At 63.0% G+C, this 14,582-nt stretch carries 12 protein-coding genes; 8 read left to right on the top strand and 4 right to left on the bottom strand.

Annotated features, from left to right (window positions below; translation table 11 throughout):
* The first annotated feature begins 78 nt into the window (after nucleotides 1–78).
* From greA to ACFQ4G_RS17335, 5 genes are all read left to right on the top strand, one after another.
* The gene (greA, locus tag ACFQ4G_RS17355; RefSeq protein ID WP_187273304.1) at nucleotides 79–555 is read left to right on the top strand and encodes a transcription elongation factor GreA; all 477 of its coding nucleotides are present in this window, start codon (nucleotides 79–81) and stop codon (nucleotides 553–555) included.
* Nucleotides 556–572: 17 nt separating this feature from the next.
* On the top strand, nucleotides 573–1,112 hold the full coding sequence (locus tag ACFQ4G_RS17350) for a hypothetical protein (protein ID WP_238208889.1): 540 nt from the start codon (nucleotides 573–575) through the stop codon (nucleotides 1,110–1,112).
* 30 nt (nucleotides 1,113–1,142) lie between these two features.
* A complete protein-coding gene (locus ACFQ4G_RS17345; protein ID WP_379040702.1) occupies nucleotides 1,143–2,171 on the top strand; it encodes a mitochondrial fission ELM1 family protein in 1,029 nt (342 codons plus the stop codon).
* Nucleotides 2,172–2,176: 5 nt separating this feature from the next.
* Nucleotides 2,177–3,151, top strand: coding sequence for a thioredoxin-disulfide reductase (gene trxB, locus ACFQ4G_RS17340; protein WP_238208888.1), 975 nt, complete (start codon nucleotides 2,177–2,179; stop codon nucleotides 3,149–3,151).
* A 232-nt stretch (nucleotides 3,152–3,383) separates the two neighbouring features.
* On the top strand, nucleotides 3,384–4,274 hold the full coding sequence (locus ACFQ4G_RS17335) for a LysR family transcriptional regulator (RefSeq protein ID WP_238208887.1): 891 nt from the start codon (nucleotides 3,384–3,386) through the stop codon (nucleotides 4,272–4,274).
* A gap of 12 nt (nucleotides 4,275–4,286) precedes the next feature.
* Here the strand turns inward: ACFQ4G_RS17335 and msrP are convergent, their stop codons facing one another.
* The 4 genes from msrP to ACFQ4G_RS17315 all read right to left on the bottom strand — a co-directional run bounded on the left by msrP (nucleotide 4,287) and on the right by ACFQ4G_RS17315 (nucleotide 9,378).
* Nucleotides 4,287–5,243: a protein-methionine-sulfoxide reductase catalytic subunit MsrP gene (gene msrP, locus ACFQ4G_RS17330; protein WP_238208907.1), complete on the bottom strand. Its 957-nt coding sequence runs from the start codon at nucleotides 5,241–5,243 to the stop codon at nucleotides 4,287–4,289.
* A gap of 142 nt (nucleotides 5,244–5,385) precedes the next feature.
* A complete protein-coding gene (locus ACFQ4G_RS17325; RefSeq protein ID WP_238208886.1) occupies nucleotides 5,386–7,089 on the bottom strand; it encodes an AMP-binding protein in 1,704 nt (567 codons plus the stop codon).
* A gap of 85 nt (nucleotides 7,090–7,174) precedes the next feature.
* Nucleotides 7,175–7,879 (bottom strand): hypothetical protein, encoded by a 705-nt coding sequence (locus ACFQ4G_RS17320; protein ID WP_238208885.1) that lies wholly within the window; start codon nucleotides 7,877–7,879, stop codon nucleotides 7,175–7,177.
* Nucleotides 7,876–9,378: a leucyl aminopeptidase gene (locus tag ACFQ4G_RS17315; protein WP_238208884.1), complete on the bottom strand. Its 1,503-nt coding sequence runs from the start codon at nucleotides 9,376–9,378 to the stop codon at nucleotides 7,876–7,878. The genes ACFQ4G_RS17320 and ACFQ4G_RS17315 overlap by 4 nt, the downstream gene beginning before the upstream one ends.
* Before the next feature lie 236 nt (nucleotides 9,379–9,614).
* On the opposite strand from ACFQ4G_RS17315, the gene lptF reads away from it, so the two are divergent.
* The 3 genes from lptF to ACFQ4G_RS17300 are packed head-to-tail and all read left to right on the top strand — an operon-like array spanning nucleotide 9,615 to nucleotide 14,575.
* Nucleotides 9,615–10,784, top strand: coding sequence for an LPS export ABC transporter permease LptF (gene lptF / locus ACFQ4G_RS17310; protein ID WP_238208883.1), 1,170 nt, complete (start codon nucleotides 9,615–9,617; stop codon nucleotides 10,782–10,784).
* A gap of 9 nt (nucleotides 10,785–10,793) precedes the next feature.
* Entirely contained in the window at nucleotides 10,794–11,882 is a 1,089-nt protein-coding gene (lptG, locus tag ACFQ4G_RS17305; RefSeq protein WP_238208882.1) for an LPS export ABC transporter permease LptG, read from the top strand.
* 56 nt (nucleotides 11,883–11,938) lie between these two features.
* Complete coding sequence (locus tag ACFQ4G_RS17300) at nucleotides 11,939–14,575, top strand: LPS-assembly protein LptD (RefSeq protein ID WP_238208881.1); 2,637 nt, start codon at nucleotides 11,939–11,941, stop codon at nucleotides 14,573–14,575.
* Nucleotides 14,576–14,582 lie beyond the last annotated feature (7 nt).

The following is a 14,582-nucleotide window of genomic DNA, read 5'->3' as shown; positions in this document are numbered from 1 at the left end:
CAGGACCATCTTACTCTGGCCCGGAGGGAGCTTTTTGCTTCCGACCGGGCCTATTCATTGTGGCGCGAGACGATGACGATAGACAAGGTTCCGATGACGGTGCGCGGTTTCGCTGCTCTGGAAGCCGAGCTGAAGCATCGCCAGCAGGTGGAGCGCCAGCGCATCATCCAGGCCATCTCCGAAGCTCGTGCCCTCGGCGATCTGTCGGAGAATGCCGAGTACCATGCCGCCAAGGAAGCGCAGTCCCACAATGAGGGACGCGTGATGGAACTCGAGAGCATGATCGCACGAGCCGAGGTGATCGACGTTACCAAGCTATCGGGCACCAAGATCAAGTTCGGCGCCACGGTGAAGCTCGTCGATGAGGATACCGAGGAAGAAAAGACCTACCAGCTCGTTGGCGAGCCGGAAGCTGACGTTCGTTCGGGACTGGTATCGATCACGTCTCCCATCGCTCGTGCCCTCATCGGCAAGGGAGTGGGCGATACGGTCGAGGTGACCACGCCGGGAGGTGGTAAGTCCTACGAGGTCGTAGCCGTCCAGTACGGCGTCTGACGCCCTTGGGTCGAAACATGCGTCAGACGGTGCTCGGCCGATTCCTCTGGAGCTGGCGAAGGGTTTTCATCGGCAGTTGTGCCGTGATGATCTCGGCAGTATCGGCTGAAGCCGAGGGGCTTTCCTCCTTTGGGGCAGCACGCCTGTCCGGAATCAGAGTCGATGTCGGGCCACTTCTGGCGCAGGGTGGTGGCGTACCCGCCGAGGCGTTGCGAGGAGATCTTCTCAGCGCACTGAACAACGCGTTCGCCGACAAACTCGGTGGGGCCGGGCCAGTTCTGGTGATCCGGATCAAGAGTCTTTCGCTTCGGCCCTATACCGGCAGCGAAGGCGGCGGTCGCAGCGGATTTGGTGGCGGTTCGCCATCAGATTATCTCGACGGAGAAGCGCTGCTCGTCGGTCGTCGCGGGGAAGTCCTGGCTCGCCATCCGCAGCTTTCGGCGCTTCCATCGAGTTCGGGTGGAGCATGGTACGATCCGGATTCCGAGCGCCGGCGCGTTGCCGCGATCGCTCAGCACTATGCCGGTTGGCTGCGTCGGGCTTTCCCGTCTGACTGACTGGCATTGTCGATATCGGGAGCGTCCAGCATGATGCGGTCTGCTGCGGAAACCTATGCCGCCAGCCTCGCCCATGTTAGGGCCTGGATCGTCACGGACGGTAAGGCCGGCGACGAGAATCAATGCATCGGACTCGCGGAGACCCTGGGTCTCGATTTCGAGATCCGCCGCGTCTCACCGCGTCCTCCCTTCGGCTGGCTCGCGCCCTGGGGTCCCATCGACCCGCGCGATCGGCCGGGCCATCGCGGCGGCGTTCTATCGGGTCCATTCCCGGAGATCGTAATTGCTTCGGGGCGCCGTGCAGTTCCGTATCTCCGTGCCATCCGCAAGGCTTCGAAGGGGCGGACCTTCTCGGCATTCCTGAAGGACCCCCGCACCGGCCACGATACCGCAGACTTCATTTGGGTACCGGATTACGACGATCTTCGCGGGCCGAACGTCCTCACCACTCTCACCGCGCCACATCAGGTCACGGCAGCCCGCCTGGCCGCAGCGCGCCGGAAGCCCGATCCACGCCTGAGCGGATTGGCGAAGCCTCGCGCCGCCGTGCTGGTTGGGGGCGATAGCCGCCACCTCAGCTATCGCTCGGCCGACATGAAGCGATTGCTGGCCAACCTAACGAAGCTCGCCGACGGCGGCGTGTCTCTGATGCTCACCGTATCTCGCCGCACGCCACCGCCGTTACGGACGGCACTCCAGCGCTTGGTCGAACAGAAGAGCGGGTTCTTCTGGGACGGCACGGGAGCGAACCCCTATGTGTCAATGCTGGCCATCGCGGATGCGATCGTCGTCACATCGGATTCGGCTAACATGGTCGGAGAGGCGGTGAGCACCGGAGCACCGGTTCTTCTCTTCGATCTCCCGAAGACCTACATCCGTCATAGACGGCTGTTTGCCGGATTGGCTATGGCCGGCGCCCTGAAGCCCTTCATCGGACGCCTGGAAGAGTTGTACTACACACCTCTCGACGCGACGCCGGTCATCGCAGAAGCGATGGCCCGCGCCTATATCGAGCACTGCGCCGGCTTGGCATCTGCGACGCGATCGCAGGAGACGTGAGACATATGGCTCCCCATCATTCGAAACTCATCATCATCGGCTCCGGCCCCGCGGGCTACACCGCCGCAATCTATGCCGCCCGCGCCATGGTCAAGCCGCTGCTGATCTCCGGCTTTCAGCCGGGTGGCCAACTCATGATCACCACCGATGTCGAGAATTATCCGGGCTTCGCCGACCCGATCCAGGGGCCGTGGCTTATGGAGCAGATGCGGCTCCAGGCCGAGCATGTCGGCACTGAGATCGTCTCGGAGTACATCACCAAGGTCGATCTTCAGGCGCGTCCATTCCATCTGGAGGCGGATTCTGGCGAGACCTACACCTGCGATGCTCTCATCATAGCCACGGGCGCCCAGGCGAAGTGGCTCGGCCTTCCGTCTGAAGCCAAATTCCAGGGCTTCGGCGTCTCGGCCTGCGCCACCTGCGACGGATTCTTCTTTCGCGGCAAGGAAGTGGTGGTCGTGGGTGGCGGCAACACCGCCGTCGAAGAAGCGTTGTACCTCGCCAACCTCGCTTCCAAGGTCACGGTCGTTCATCGCCGCGGCGAGTTCAGGGCCGAGCGCATCCTTCAAGACCGGCTATTCAAGCACCCAAACGTCGAGGTCGTTTGGCATCATGCGATTGAGGAGATCTGCGGAACGCAGAACCCAACATCTGTCACGCATCTGCAACTCAAGGACATGCGCTCGGGCGAGATCACCGAGCGCAAGGCCGACGGCGTGTTCGTCGCCATCGGGCACCAGCCGGCGACATCCATCTTCGAGGGTCAGCTCGCCATGCGCCATGGCGGCTATATCGAGACGAAGCCCGGCACGACCGAGACCGCGATCCCCGGCGTCTACGCTGCCGGCGATGTCACCGACGACGTCTATCGTCAAGCGATCACGGCAGCCGGCATGGGATGCATGGCAGCGTTGGAGGCCGAAAAGTATCTGGCAGCCCTGGATCTTGGTGAAACCCCTCGCCAAGCTGCAGCCGAATAGGGAAATCTCCGTTCGGCGCCTTGCATCCGGCCTCAACCTAATCGCAAGATCGTTGTCCTAAAATCAGCGTGGGTCGAGTTTCATCGGCTCGTCGTCCCGTGTTGCGCGGCTGAACCGTATCGAACGGCGGCCGGGCACTCCGAAATACGGCAAGGTCCGATCCCTGCCCGAACTGGGTCCGGCATCAGGCGCTTGGCCGCCGGCACGGGTCTGCGTGAGGGGGTAGGACGCCGTGGACTGGGACAAGATCCGAATCTTTCTCAATGTCGCCGAGGCTGGCAGTTTCACCCGTGCCGGCGACGATATCGGCCTTAGCCAGTCGGCGGTAAGCCGCCAGATCAGTGCGCTCGAACGGGAATTGAAGGCACCGCTCTTCCATCGACATGCCCGTGGATTGATTCTCACCGAACAGGGCGACCTTCTGTTCCGAGCGGCGAGGGACATGAAGCTGCGCCTGGAGAACACCAGGGCACGACTGGTGGAGACGAGCGAGCGCCCGAGCGGTGACCTCAAGGTGACGACAACGACCGGCCTCGGCACGTCGTGGTTGGCGCAGCGGATCGCCGAGTTTCTCGATCTTTACCCGGATGTCCGCGTCGAACTCATCCTGACCAACGAAGAGCTCGACCTTGCCATGCGCGAGGCCGATGTCGCGGTTCGGATGCGGCGCCCTGCGCAGCCCGACCTGATCCAGCGGCGTCTCTTCACCGTCCATTACCACGCCTTTGCGTCGGCCGATTACGTGAAGCGGTTCGGCGAACCCAAAGCGATCGCGGATCTCGACAACCACCGCCTCGTGTCATTCGGCGGGAACGAACCATCCTATCTGCTGGCGACGCACTGGCTCTCGACGGTGGGCCGCGAAGGCCAGGAACGGCGCAGCATCCACTTCACGGTGAACAACATCGCCGCTCTTCAGAAGGCCATGGAGACCGGCGCCGGCATCGGTATCCTCCCCGACTACGCCGTCGAGGGCCAGACCGGCCTCATGCAGGTCCTTCGCGACGTCGAGATGCCGCACATGGAGAGCTACCTCGTCTATGCTGAGGAGATGCGCTCTGTGGCGCGCGTTCAGGCCTTCAGAGACTTTCTCGTCGCAAAGGCCCAGCGCTGGACTTATTAGCAAGCGTTTCCTTCAGACGAACAGCCGCTCGTTCTCGAGCCCTTTATAGAGCCCCGCGACCTGCTCTCCGTAACCGTTGTAGATCAGCGTCGGCACCCGCTGATCGGTGCCAAGCACGCGTTCTGTCGCCTGGCTCCAGCGTGGATGCGAAACGGCCGGGTTCACATTGGCCCAGAATCCGTATTCCGATGCCTGCAGGCCCTCCCAGAAGGTTTTGGGCCTCTCGGCGACGAACGACAGCTTTACGATCGACTTCACCGATTTGAAGCCATACTTCCACGGCACCGCGAGGCGGATCGGTGCGCCGAATTGGTTGGCGAGCGGCTTGCCGTAGACACCGGTAGCGATGAAGGCGAGGTCGTTGTTCGCCTCCTCCATCGTCAGCCCCTCGACATAGGGCCAAGGGTAGAGGAACGAGCGCTGACCCGGCGCCATGGACTTGTCCATGAACGTTTCCATGCGGACGTACTTCGCCCCCGATGCCGGCTTTGCGAGCGCCACCAGCTTCGATAGAGGGAAGCCGGTCCAGGGTACCGACATCGACCACGCCTCGACGCAGCGGTGACGATAAAGCCGCTCTTCCAGGACCATCTTGCGCACCAGATCGTCGATACCGATCTCGAACGGCTTGTCGACGAGACCGTCGATCTTGATGGTCCAAGGTCGGGTCTTGAGTGCGTTCGCCGCCGGAAGCACGGTCTTCGACGTCCCGAATTCGTAGAAGTTATTGTAATCCGCCGAAAATTTCTCGGGCGTCAGGGGCCGGTCGAGACTGTAGGCTTCGTTCCGCGCCGCCGGGTAAAGGCCGCCTTTAGGATCGGCAGCGGCGAAAGCATCCTCTGTTCCGATCAAAGACGTCACGGCGAGGCCTGCGGCACCCCCAAAGATAGAGCGGCGGTTCAAGAATATGCTCTCGGGCGTGGCGAAGCGCTCCGGCAAGTTCCAGGTGCGATGGCGCTTGATATACATATGACGTCCTCGAATAGGGTCCGGCTTGCCGCACGCGGTGCGGCCCTGTCCCGTGAACATCGGCCCCACCGCTCCCGCACGCAAGCACGGCCGACTCTCCTCATTCGGCGAGAAGCCGTCGCAGGTTACATTATAAAGGGCCTCAAACCCGTGGCGACTCGTCGCGCAAGGCCCTGCGCAGTACCTTGCCGACATTGGTCTTCGGCAAGACCTCGTGGAAGACAATGCGCCGGGGCACCTTGTAGCCGGTGAGCTGCGAGCGAGCGTAGGCACGCAGCGTGTCGATGCCGACACTCTTATCCTTTAGCACCACGTGGGCGACGACCATCTCGCCGGTCTCCTCGCAGCGCGTGCCCACCACCGCACATTCGAGCACGCCTGGATGGCCTACAAGGATTTCCTCGACCTCGTTCGGATAGACGTTGAAGCCCGAAACCAGGATCATGTCCTTCATCCGATCGACGATGCGGACCTGACCGTCCGCCTCGAAGACCGCGACGTCGCCGGTACGGAAGTAGCCGTCGCTTGTCGTGGCGCGGGCTGTCTCGTCCGGCCGCTTCCAGTAGCCGGCCATGACCTGCGGTCCGCGCGCGCAGAGTTCGCCCGGTTCCCCCGGGAGAACGTCCCGTCCCTCATCATCGCGCACTGCGACATCGGTGGAGGGAAGCGGAAATCCGATCGTGCCGGTCCAGTCGACATGGGGCACGTTCACACAGACGACCGGGGAGGTTTCTGAAAGTCCGTAGCCTTCGACGATGGACTTACCGGTGATCGTCTTCCACTTCTCGGCCACAGGAGCCTGGACGGCCATGCCGCCGGCGATGACGAAATCGAGTTGAGAGAAATCGACCTCTGCGATCCTGGGATGATTGTTGAGCAGGTTGAAGAGCGTATTCACTCCGGAAAAGTGGGTGAAGCGATTGCTCTTCAGGATCTTGACGAAGCCATCAGCGTCGCGGGGATTTGGAATGAGCAGGCAACAACCGCCAATCTTCATGAAGAAGAAGTAGCAGCAGGTCAGGGCGAAGATGTGATAAAGCGGCAAGGCCGTGACCATCACGCGCTCGACGTTGTCGGCTCGCGAAGCTCCGAACCACGCTTGGCACTGCGCCACATTGGCGACGACGTTGGCATGCGTCAGCATCGCGGCCTTCGCGACCCCTGTCGTCCCGCCGGTATATTGCAGGAAAGCTAGATCCTGCGGCCCTACCGACACGGTCGCTTTCGGAAGGCTTCGGCCCTGTCGCAACACTGTCTCGAAGCGTGAAGTCTTCGCGTCGGGCAAGCTGTAGGTCGGCACGGCTTTCTTGATGTGGCGCGAGGCCAGGTTGATGATCCGCCCCTTGAGCCCGAGCCCATCGCCGGGGCCTGCGATGACGATGCGGTCCAGAGCGAGATCGGCAAAAGCCGAGGAGACGGTGTGGGCGAAGTTCTCGAGGACGAAGAGCGCACGCGCTCCCGAATCGTTGATCTGCGCCGTCAGTTCGCGCGGGGTGTAGAGCGGGTTGACGTTGACGACGACGCAGCCGGCCAGCAGCACCCCATAAATCGTAGCCGGGTACGCGGGAACGTTCGGCATCATGATCGCGATCCGGTCGCCCTTCGCGAAGCCATGCGCGATCAGCCACGCCGCGATCGCATCGGCGGACTCTCCTAGCTCGGCATAGGTGATGGATTTGCCGAAGCAGCGGATCGCCGGTCGCGAAGCACAATGCTCCGTGCTGGTGCGCAAGAGGTCGATGAGTGTGCGCTGGCTCGTAGTATCGATCTCGGCCGGCACGCCAGGCGGATACATGGAAAGCCATGGGCGCGCGGAAACAGGCGCCTGGACCATGCCTTGGATCATCGCGATCCTCCCTCTGATGCGCGGGGCGGCTTAGTGCCGCCTTCGTTCACATGTAAACTATCTTTCCGGTATCCTGGGTTCAGGATCAAGCCGCAAACGATGCTTGCCGGGGTTTGTATCGGAGCGCCAGCCAGACGAGCATGACATGAGGAAAAAAGCCGGCGAAGATGAGGGACACGGCTTTCCCGGCTTCACTCACCGACATGGCGCGGCGTGGCCATGGACCGAAACCGGCGAGATGGGCCGCTCCGATCATCGCGAAAGCGAACCACAGGGCAAGGAATCCCGTCCCGCAGCGGTAGAGCCCTCTGGCGATGCGCTGGCGCCATGAGGCCGCGGGTGTGCTCGCGCCGATGAGAAGACGGCTTACCGCCAGCGCCGCGCCGAATACGAAAGCCGACGCTGCTGCGCCGGTGGCATAGGCGGCGCTCATCGGCTGGAAGGTGAGGAAGGTCATGCCTCCGGTGGCGAAACCAGCCCGCAGGACGAGGCCGCCGAAGGTCGGATGTAGACCGAGACCGAGGAGCAGGCTCGCTCCGACCAGTACTCCGAGGATGCGCCGAACGAGCGAAGTGCCCCCCCTCATCGCCAACATCGCGATCCAGACCAGACCGTAGACCAGGGCGAAGGCGAAGAGTGGATACCGGTCGAGAAAGAATCCGTAGAACCGGGCCCCTATTTCGGGTGGCAGTGGCGAGGCTTGGCTGAACCCGGTCGTGGCGACGGCGCCGATCGCAAGCGCCGCGGCCAGAAGAGGAAGTGCTGCCGACGCGCCGGCGGACGGTTTCATACCTCGTAATTATCGCGCACGAGCCGGTCGAGGAGGCGCACGCCCCAGCCTGCTCCCCAGCTCCGGTTGATCTCGCTGGGGCTCGACGACATCGCGACCCCGGCAATGTCGAGATGCGCCCAGGGCACGTCGTTGACGTAGCGCTTGATGAAGGACGCGGCGGTAGCGGCACCGCCATGGCGACCACCGGTATTCTTCATGTCCGCGAATTTCGAATCGATGGCCTTGTCGTAGGCGGGAATCAGCGGCATGCGCCACACCGCCTCGCCGGTCGCCTCGCTGGCGGCGGTGATCTTGGCGGCAAGCGCATCGTCGTTCGAGAACATGCCCGCTATGTCCTGCCCGAGCGCCACGATGATCGCGCCGGTGAGCGTCGCCAAATCGATCATGAACTTAGGCTTGTAGGCGCTCTGCACGTGCCAGATCACGTCGGCGAGGACGAGGCGGCCCTCCGCATCCGTGTTGATGATCTCGATCGTCTGACCCGACATGGACGTGACGATGTCGGCGGGACGCATGGCACCGCCATCCGGCATGTTCTCGACGATGCCGATCGCACCGATGGCGTTGACCTTCGCCTTGCGCGACGCCAAGGCAAACATCGTCCCGACGACGCAGGCGGCACCGCCCATATCACCCTTCATGTCTTCCATACCACCGGCGGACTTGATGGAGATACCGCCGGAATCGAAGCACACGCCCTTGCCGATGAAGGCGATCGGCGCCTCCGCCGCGTCGTCGCCTCCGTTCCATCGCATGACGACGACGCGAGCTTCCCGGGTGGAGCCCTGTGCTACGGCAAGGAGGGCCCCCATCCCCAAGGCTTGCAGTTTGCCGGGACCAAGAACTTCGACCTCAACGCCCAGCTCGGTCAATTCCTCCGCACGCCGGGCGAACTCTTCGGGATAGAGCACGTTCGGCGGCTCATTCACCAGTTCGCGGGCGAGCAAAACGCCACCAGCCACGGCATCGGACGCCTTGGTGGCGGCTTCCGCCGCCGAGGGATCGGAGACCATGAGGGTCAGCGCGGTGACGCGGCCTTCCTCACCCTCCGGCTTCTTCTTCGTCTTGTAGCGGTCGAAGCTGTAATGGCGCAGGCGAGCACCGAGGGCGAAATCGCCGGCATTTGCCGGACTCACCGAAGCGCCGGGCCAATCGAGAGCGACGTTGGCATTGCGACCGCTGACCTTGCTCGCGGTAAAGCCTCCGAGCGCCGGCCAATCGATCTTGGCGCGGTCCTTCTCCGAGCCGAGTCCGATCACGAGCAGCCGATCGGCGTCGAGGCCGGCGGGTGCAGGAAGCGAAAGCGAGGTCAGAGACTTGCCCTTGAACCGCTCGCTCGCGGCGGCACGCGCCACCAGATCGGACACGCCGCGGCCGACCGCCTGCGCGACGGCGGGCGAGAGAGCCAGATCGTCGCCGACGAAGACGACGACGTCGCCGTGGCCGTGGCCGACCGGACCGAGAGGCCCGAATGCGATCGTGATACCGTCCGCCATAAGTCACGCTTTCCGAAGGTTTGGATTGGTCAGTGCGGCTCGGCACGCGGCGCCGCGATGCTCCCTGTGTACCCCTTGAGGCGAAGAACGCAACGCGATCCGGCTGCCGCGAAACCGCCCGATTTGGAGCGCCCCAACGAGCTCGACATCGGTGGACGGGCGCGATGCCGGGGGGCATGAAGAACGCCTGGGGAGCTTCCCATGGAAGCCGTTCTAATGGCCCGCCACGAGATTCAATGACGCAGATCGAGCGCTACATATTCAGGATCGTGGCCGGGGCCTTCCTTGCTTGCCTGATCGGCCTCACGGGCACGATCTGGGTGACCCAGGCCTTGCGCGAACTCGACCTGATCACGGCCAAAGGCCAGACGCTCATCATCTTCTTCCTGATCACCGGTCTCTCGGTGCCGACGCTGATCACCGTCATCGCTCCCGTGGCCCTGTTCATCGCCGTGGTCTACGCCCTGAATCGGCTTAACGGAGATTCCGAACTCATCGTCATGTCGGCCGCCGGCATGCAGCCGCGGCGCATCCTCCGCCCTTTCCTCACACTCGGCCTGATCGTGAGCGCGGGCGTTGCATTCCTCACCATCCAAGTGATGCCCTCGTCCTTCCAGGAACTACGCGACGTGCTCACGCGCGTGCGCGGCGACTTCATCTCCAACGTGGTGAAAGAAGGCCAGTTCACCGAGCTTGACAGCGGCATCACCTTCCATTTCCGCGAGCGCGGTCCCGGGGGCACGCTGCAGGGCATCTTCATCCAGGACAAGCGTGAGGCCGGCAAGACGGTGGTCTATATCGCCGAGCAGGGACAGGCAGTGGAGTACGAGGGTCAGAGCTACCTCGCTCTGGAGAAGGGCAGCATCCATCGGCAGCAGAAGGATTCGCGGGATTCCTCGATCATCACCTTCGAGCGATACACTGTGGATCTCGCGGCTTTCACCCCGCCGGATGCAGAGACCGTCTACAAACCGCGAGAGCGCTCGACGGCACAGCTCCTCTTCCCCGATACGAGCGAGGGTTACTACCAGTCACAGAAGGGCCGCTTCCGCGCCGAGGTTCACGATCGGCTCTCGGCATGGCTCTACCCTCTCGCTCTGACCCTCATCGCCTTCGCCGCTCTCGGCGATCCGCGCACGACGCGTCAGGGGCGCGGCCTTGCGGTGGCGGGGGCCATCATCGCCGTCATCGTGCTTCGCATCGCCGGCTTCGCCGCCAGCAGCGCGGCCGTGAGGAGCCAGGGCGCCGTCATCGCGATCTATGCTGCTCCGGCCCTAACGCTGGTCTTCTCCTGCCTGATCGTCTTCAACGGCGCCGCGGTACGGGACTGGAATGCACGGGTGGCCAAGACCCTCTCGAATTTCGGCCGCTTTCTGCTGCGGCGGCCCCGCCTCGGCAACGGTTGAGGCCCCGCCATGCTGATCGGCTTCACCCTCGGCCGCTACTTCGCCCTGCGCTTCCTGCGCACGGTGCTCGGCGTGTTCATCACCGTCTTCGCGCTGGTCTACACATTGGATTTCGTCGAGTTATTGCGACGGGCGGGGGATACCGAGGGCGCGTCCACAAGTCTGATGGCGCAGCTGTCGCTCTACAGAACTCCGGCGGTCGCCGAAGGCGTCCTGCCCTTCGCCATCTTGTTCGGATCCATGGCGGCCCTCCTTCAGCTGTCGCGCAAGCTCGAACTCGTGGTGGCGCGGGCTGCCGGCATATCAGCCTGGCAGTTCCTGCAGCCCGGCATCCTGGTGGCCCTCGCCATCGGTGCCTTCACGGTGGGAATCTACAATCCGGTCTCCGCGGCAATGAAGCAGCGTTCCACTGAAATCGAGGCCAAGATCTTCACCAGATCCACCAAACTGAGTTCCGGCAAAGATCTGTGGATCCGTCAGAACAGTCTCGACGGGCAGGCGATCTTGAGGGCAGGAACGGCCATTGAGGGCACCACCACCCTCGCGGGCGTTTCGGTCTATACGTTCGACGATACAGGAGTTTTCATATCGCAGATCGAGGCCGCCCGCGCGACGCTCCATGACGGCTACTGGACCCTTCAGGATGCACGGCTTCTTACCAAGGGCCAGCCGCCGGAGGCCTTCGATTCTTATCTCCTCGCCTCGAATCTTGATCCGGGCCAGGTGAGGCAGCGCTTCACGCCTCCGGAATCTGTGCCTTTCTGGCAACTGAACGAGACCATCGTACGGACGGAGAGGGCTGGGTTGGATGCGACGCGCTACCGACTCCAGTATGATGTGCTCATGGCGAGACCCATCCTCTTCGTTGCCATGGTGCTCGTGGCAGCCAGCGTTTCCTTAAGGTTCTTCCGCTTTGGTGGAGTGGGCAAGCTTGTGCTTGGCGGTGTGGCGGCGGGGTTCTTCCTCTACGTCGCACGACAGGTCATGGAGGGCCTCGGTGCATCAGGGATCGTGTCGCCACCGGTGGCAGCATGGTTCCCGGCCGTGGTAGGGAGTCTTCTCGGTACGCTCACGCTTCTCTATCAGGAGGACGGCTGATGCCGTTGTCGGTGACGGGATGCGAAACGAGGCCGAGGCAGAGGTTGGGACACGGGTTGCGTAAAGTCTCCGACATCGTGAAATTCGCCGGGTTGTTGGCATTCGTCTCAGGCTTTGCGCTCGCGCTGGCCTCCGATGGAGCGCGTGCGCAGACGGCTGGGCGGAACGATACCGCTCAGTCACGCAAAACCGTGGCTCGCAAGCCCCCCGCGGCGCAGCCCGTACTTTCGGGCAAGCCGGCGGAGCGTCTCCTCGTCGAGGCGGCCGAGCTGATCTACGACAACGACAACAACACCGTCACGGCCCGCGGCAACGCAGAGCTGCATTACGGCCCGCGCACCCTCCAGGCCGACCGTGTCCGTTACGACCGGGCCAGCAGCCGCGTCTTCGCCGAAGGCAACGTCCGCCTGACCGACGAGACCGGTGCGGTAGTGACCGGCGAGACGATGGAGCTGACGGACGACTTTAAGAACGGCTTCGTCGACGCCCTGCGCATCCAGCACACCGTCGAAATGCGGGGGCAGCCCGTTCGCACACGCTTCTCCGCGCCACGCGGCGAACGGGTGGACGGCGAACAGACGACCTTCGAATCGGGAACGTATACGGCCTGCGAGCCGTGCAAGAACAATCCCGAGATACCGCCGCTCTGGCAGGTGCGAGCCGCCAAGATCGTTCACAACAACGAGACCCATACGATCTCGTTCGAGGAATCGGTCCTGGAACTGGCGGGCATTCCTGTCGGCTACCTGCCGTATTTCGAAGCGCCGGACCCGACGGTGAAGCGCAAGACCGGCTTCCTCACGCCGCGCTTCATTACATCGACGGCACTCGGACGCGGTGCGGCGCTGCCGTTCTTCATCAACGTCGCTCCGAATTTCGATATCACTCTGTCGCCAGCTTTCCTGAGCAACCAGGGAATCCTCGGCCAGGGCGAGATACGCCATCGGCTCGAGACCGGAACCTACATCGTCCGCGCCAGCGGCATCTTCCAGACGACCCCCAGCGCCTTCCTACCCGGTCCCCTCGGTGCGGGCGACCGCGACTTCCGCGGAGCGATCGAATCCAAGGGACAGTTCTACATCAACGACCGTTGGCGCACCGGTTGGGACGTGGTCGGCGTCACGGACAAGTGGTTTCTCGACAATTATCGAATCCGCAATTCGAACATCACCACGGATTATTTCCGCGAGGCGGTGTCGACCGCCTACCTGATCGGCCAGGGCGACCGCTCGTGGTTCGAGGCGCGCGCCTATTATTTTAAGGGCCTGTCGAGCTACGATTGGCAGAAGGAACAGCCGATCGTTGCGCCGGTGATCGACTACGACAAGCGCATCAACGGCCCGAGCTTCCTCGGCGGCGAAGTTCGATTCGAGGCGAACATCACCCATCTCGATCGCGAAGCCACGGATTTCCAGGGCATCCCGCGGACGGGATCCTACCTCTACAATCCCACCGTCAACGGTGTGACCTATCCCCTCTACGAGACCTGCACCACTTTCACACGCAGTACTTGCATCATCCGCGGTCTGGCAGGGAGCAACACACGCGCTTCGGCGCAGCTGTCTTGGCGGCGCACCTTCATCGACGATGCCGGGCAGGTCTTCACGCCGTTTGCCTATCTCCGCACGGACGCGTTCTTCGTCGACCCGAAGAATTCTGGCTATCAGAACGCGCTCGCACAGACGATCAGCACCACGGATTCGGATTTCTCCGGCCGCGTCATGCCGGCGGTCGGCCTCGACTACCGTTATCCGTTCGTGAGCAATTTTGGACCTCTCGGCGTCCATACGTTGGAGCCGATCGCTCAGGTCGTGATCCGTCCAAGCGAAACACATATCGGACGCCTCCCCAACGAGGATGCGCAGAGCCTCGTGTTCGACGACACCTCGCTGTTCGAATGGGACAAGTTCTCGGGCTACGACCGCGTGGAAGGCGGCGTCCGCACCAATCTCGGTGCCCAGTACTCTGTGGTGACGCCATCGGGTTGGTACGCGAACGTGATGTTCGGCGAATCCATCCAAGTTGCCGGAGTCAACTCGTTCCGGCGCGGCGACATCGCCAATGTCGGCCTCGATTCAGGTCTGGAAAGGCGGGAATCCGATTACGTCGGACGGTTCCAGCTGTCGCCTAACCAGAACATCAGCTTCATTACACGCGCTCGATTCGAGCAGCGCGACTTCTCCATCAACCGTATGGAAACGGGCGTCATCGCGCGCCTCGCACCCTTCGCACCCGTCGACCTGTCGATGTTCTATTCCTACTACGACGCTCAGCCCCAACTCGGCTTCAACAACCGAAGGGAAGGCGTGATCGCGACGGCGACCTACCACATCACCCCCAACTGGTTCGTCACAGGTTCCGCGCTCGTCGACCTCACCCACTACATCGACGTGCGCGACACCTTCGCTAACGCCTATACCGCCTATCTCGCGAACCCGGTCGGAGCTGCGCCGGTCTATACGAATCCCGGCCGCACCTATCTGGCCGGATTGAGCGTCGGCGGCGGCTATCAGGACGAATGCACCACCTTCTCGCTGAACTACATCGTATCGCCGACCGCTGCCGCCCTCGGCGTCACCGAGCGGAACCGCACCGTCCTGCTACGCGTCGAATTGAAGACCCTCGGCGAGGTCGACCTGCGCCAGAACGTCAACATCGCGACCACGGCCGACGGCATCGCGGCAACCCGGTGAGATCCGG

This window comes from Methylobacterium marchantiae (genome assembly GCF_042679825.1).
Taxonomy (GTDB): Bacteria; Pseudomonadota; Alphaproteobacteria; order Rhizobiales; family Beijerinckiaceae; genus Methylobacterium; species Methylobacterium marchantiae.
The sequence above is the reverse complement of the archived record's forward strand: the minus strand, read 5'-3'. Positions and strand labels throughout refer to the sequence as shown.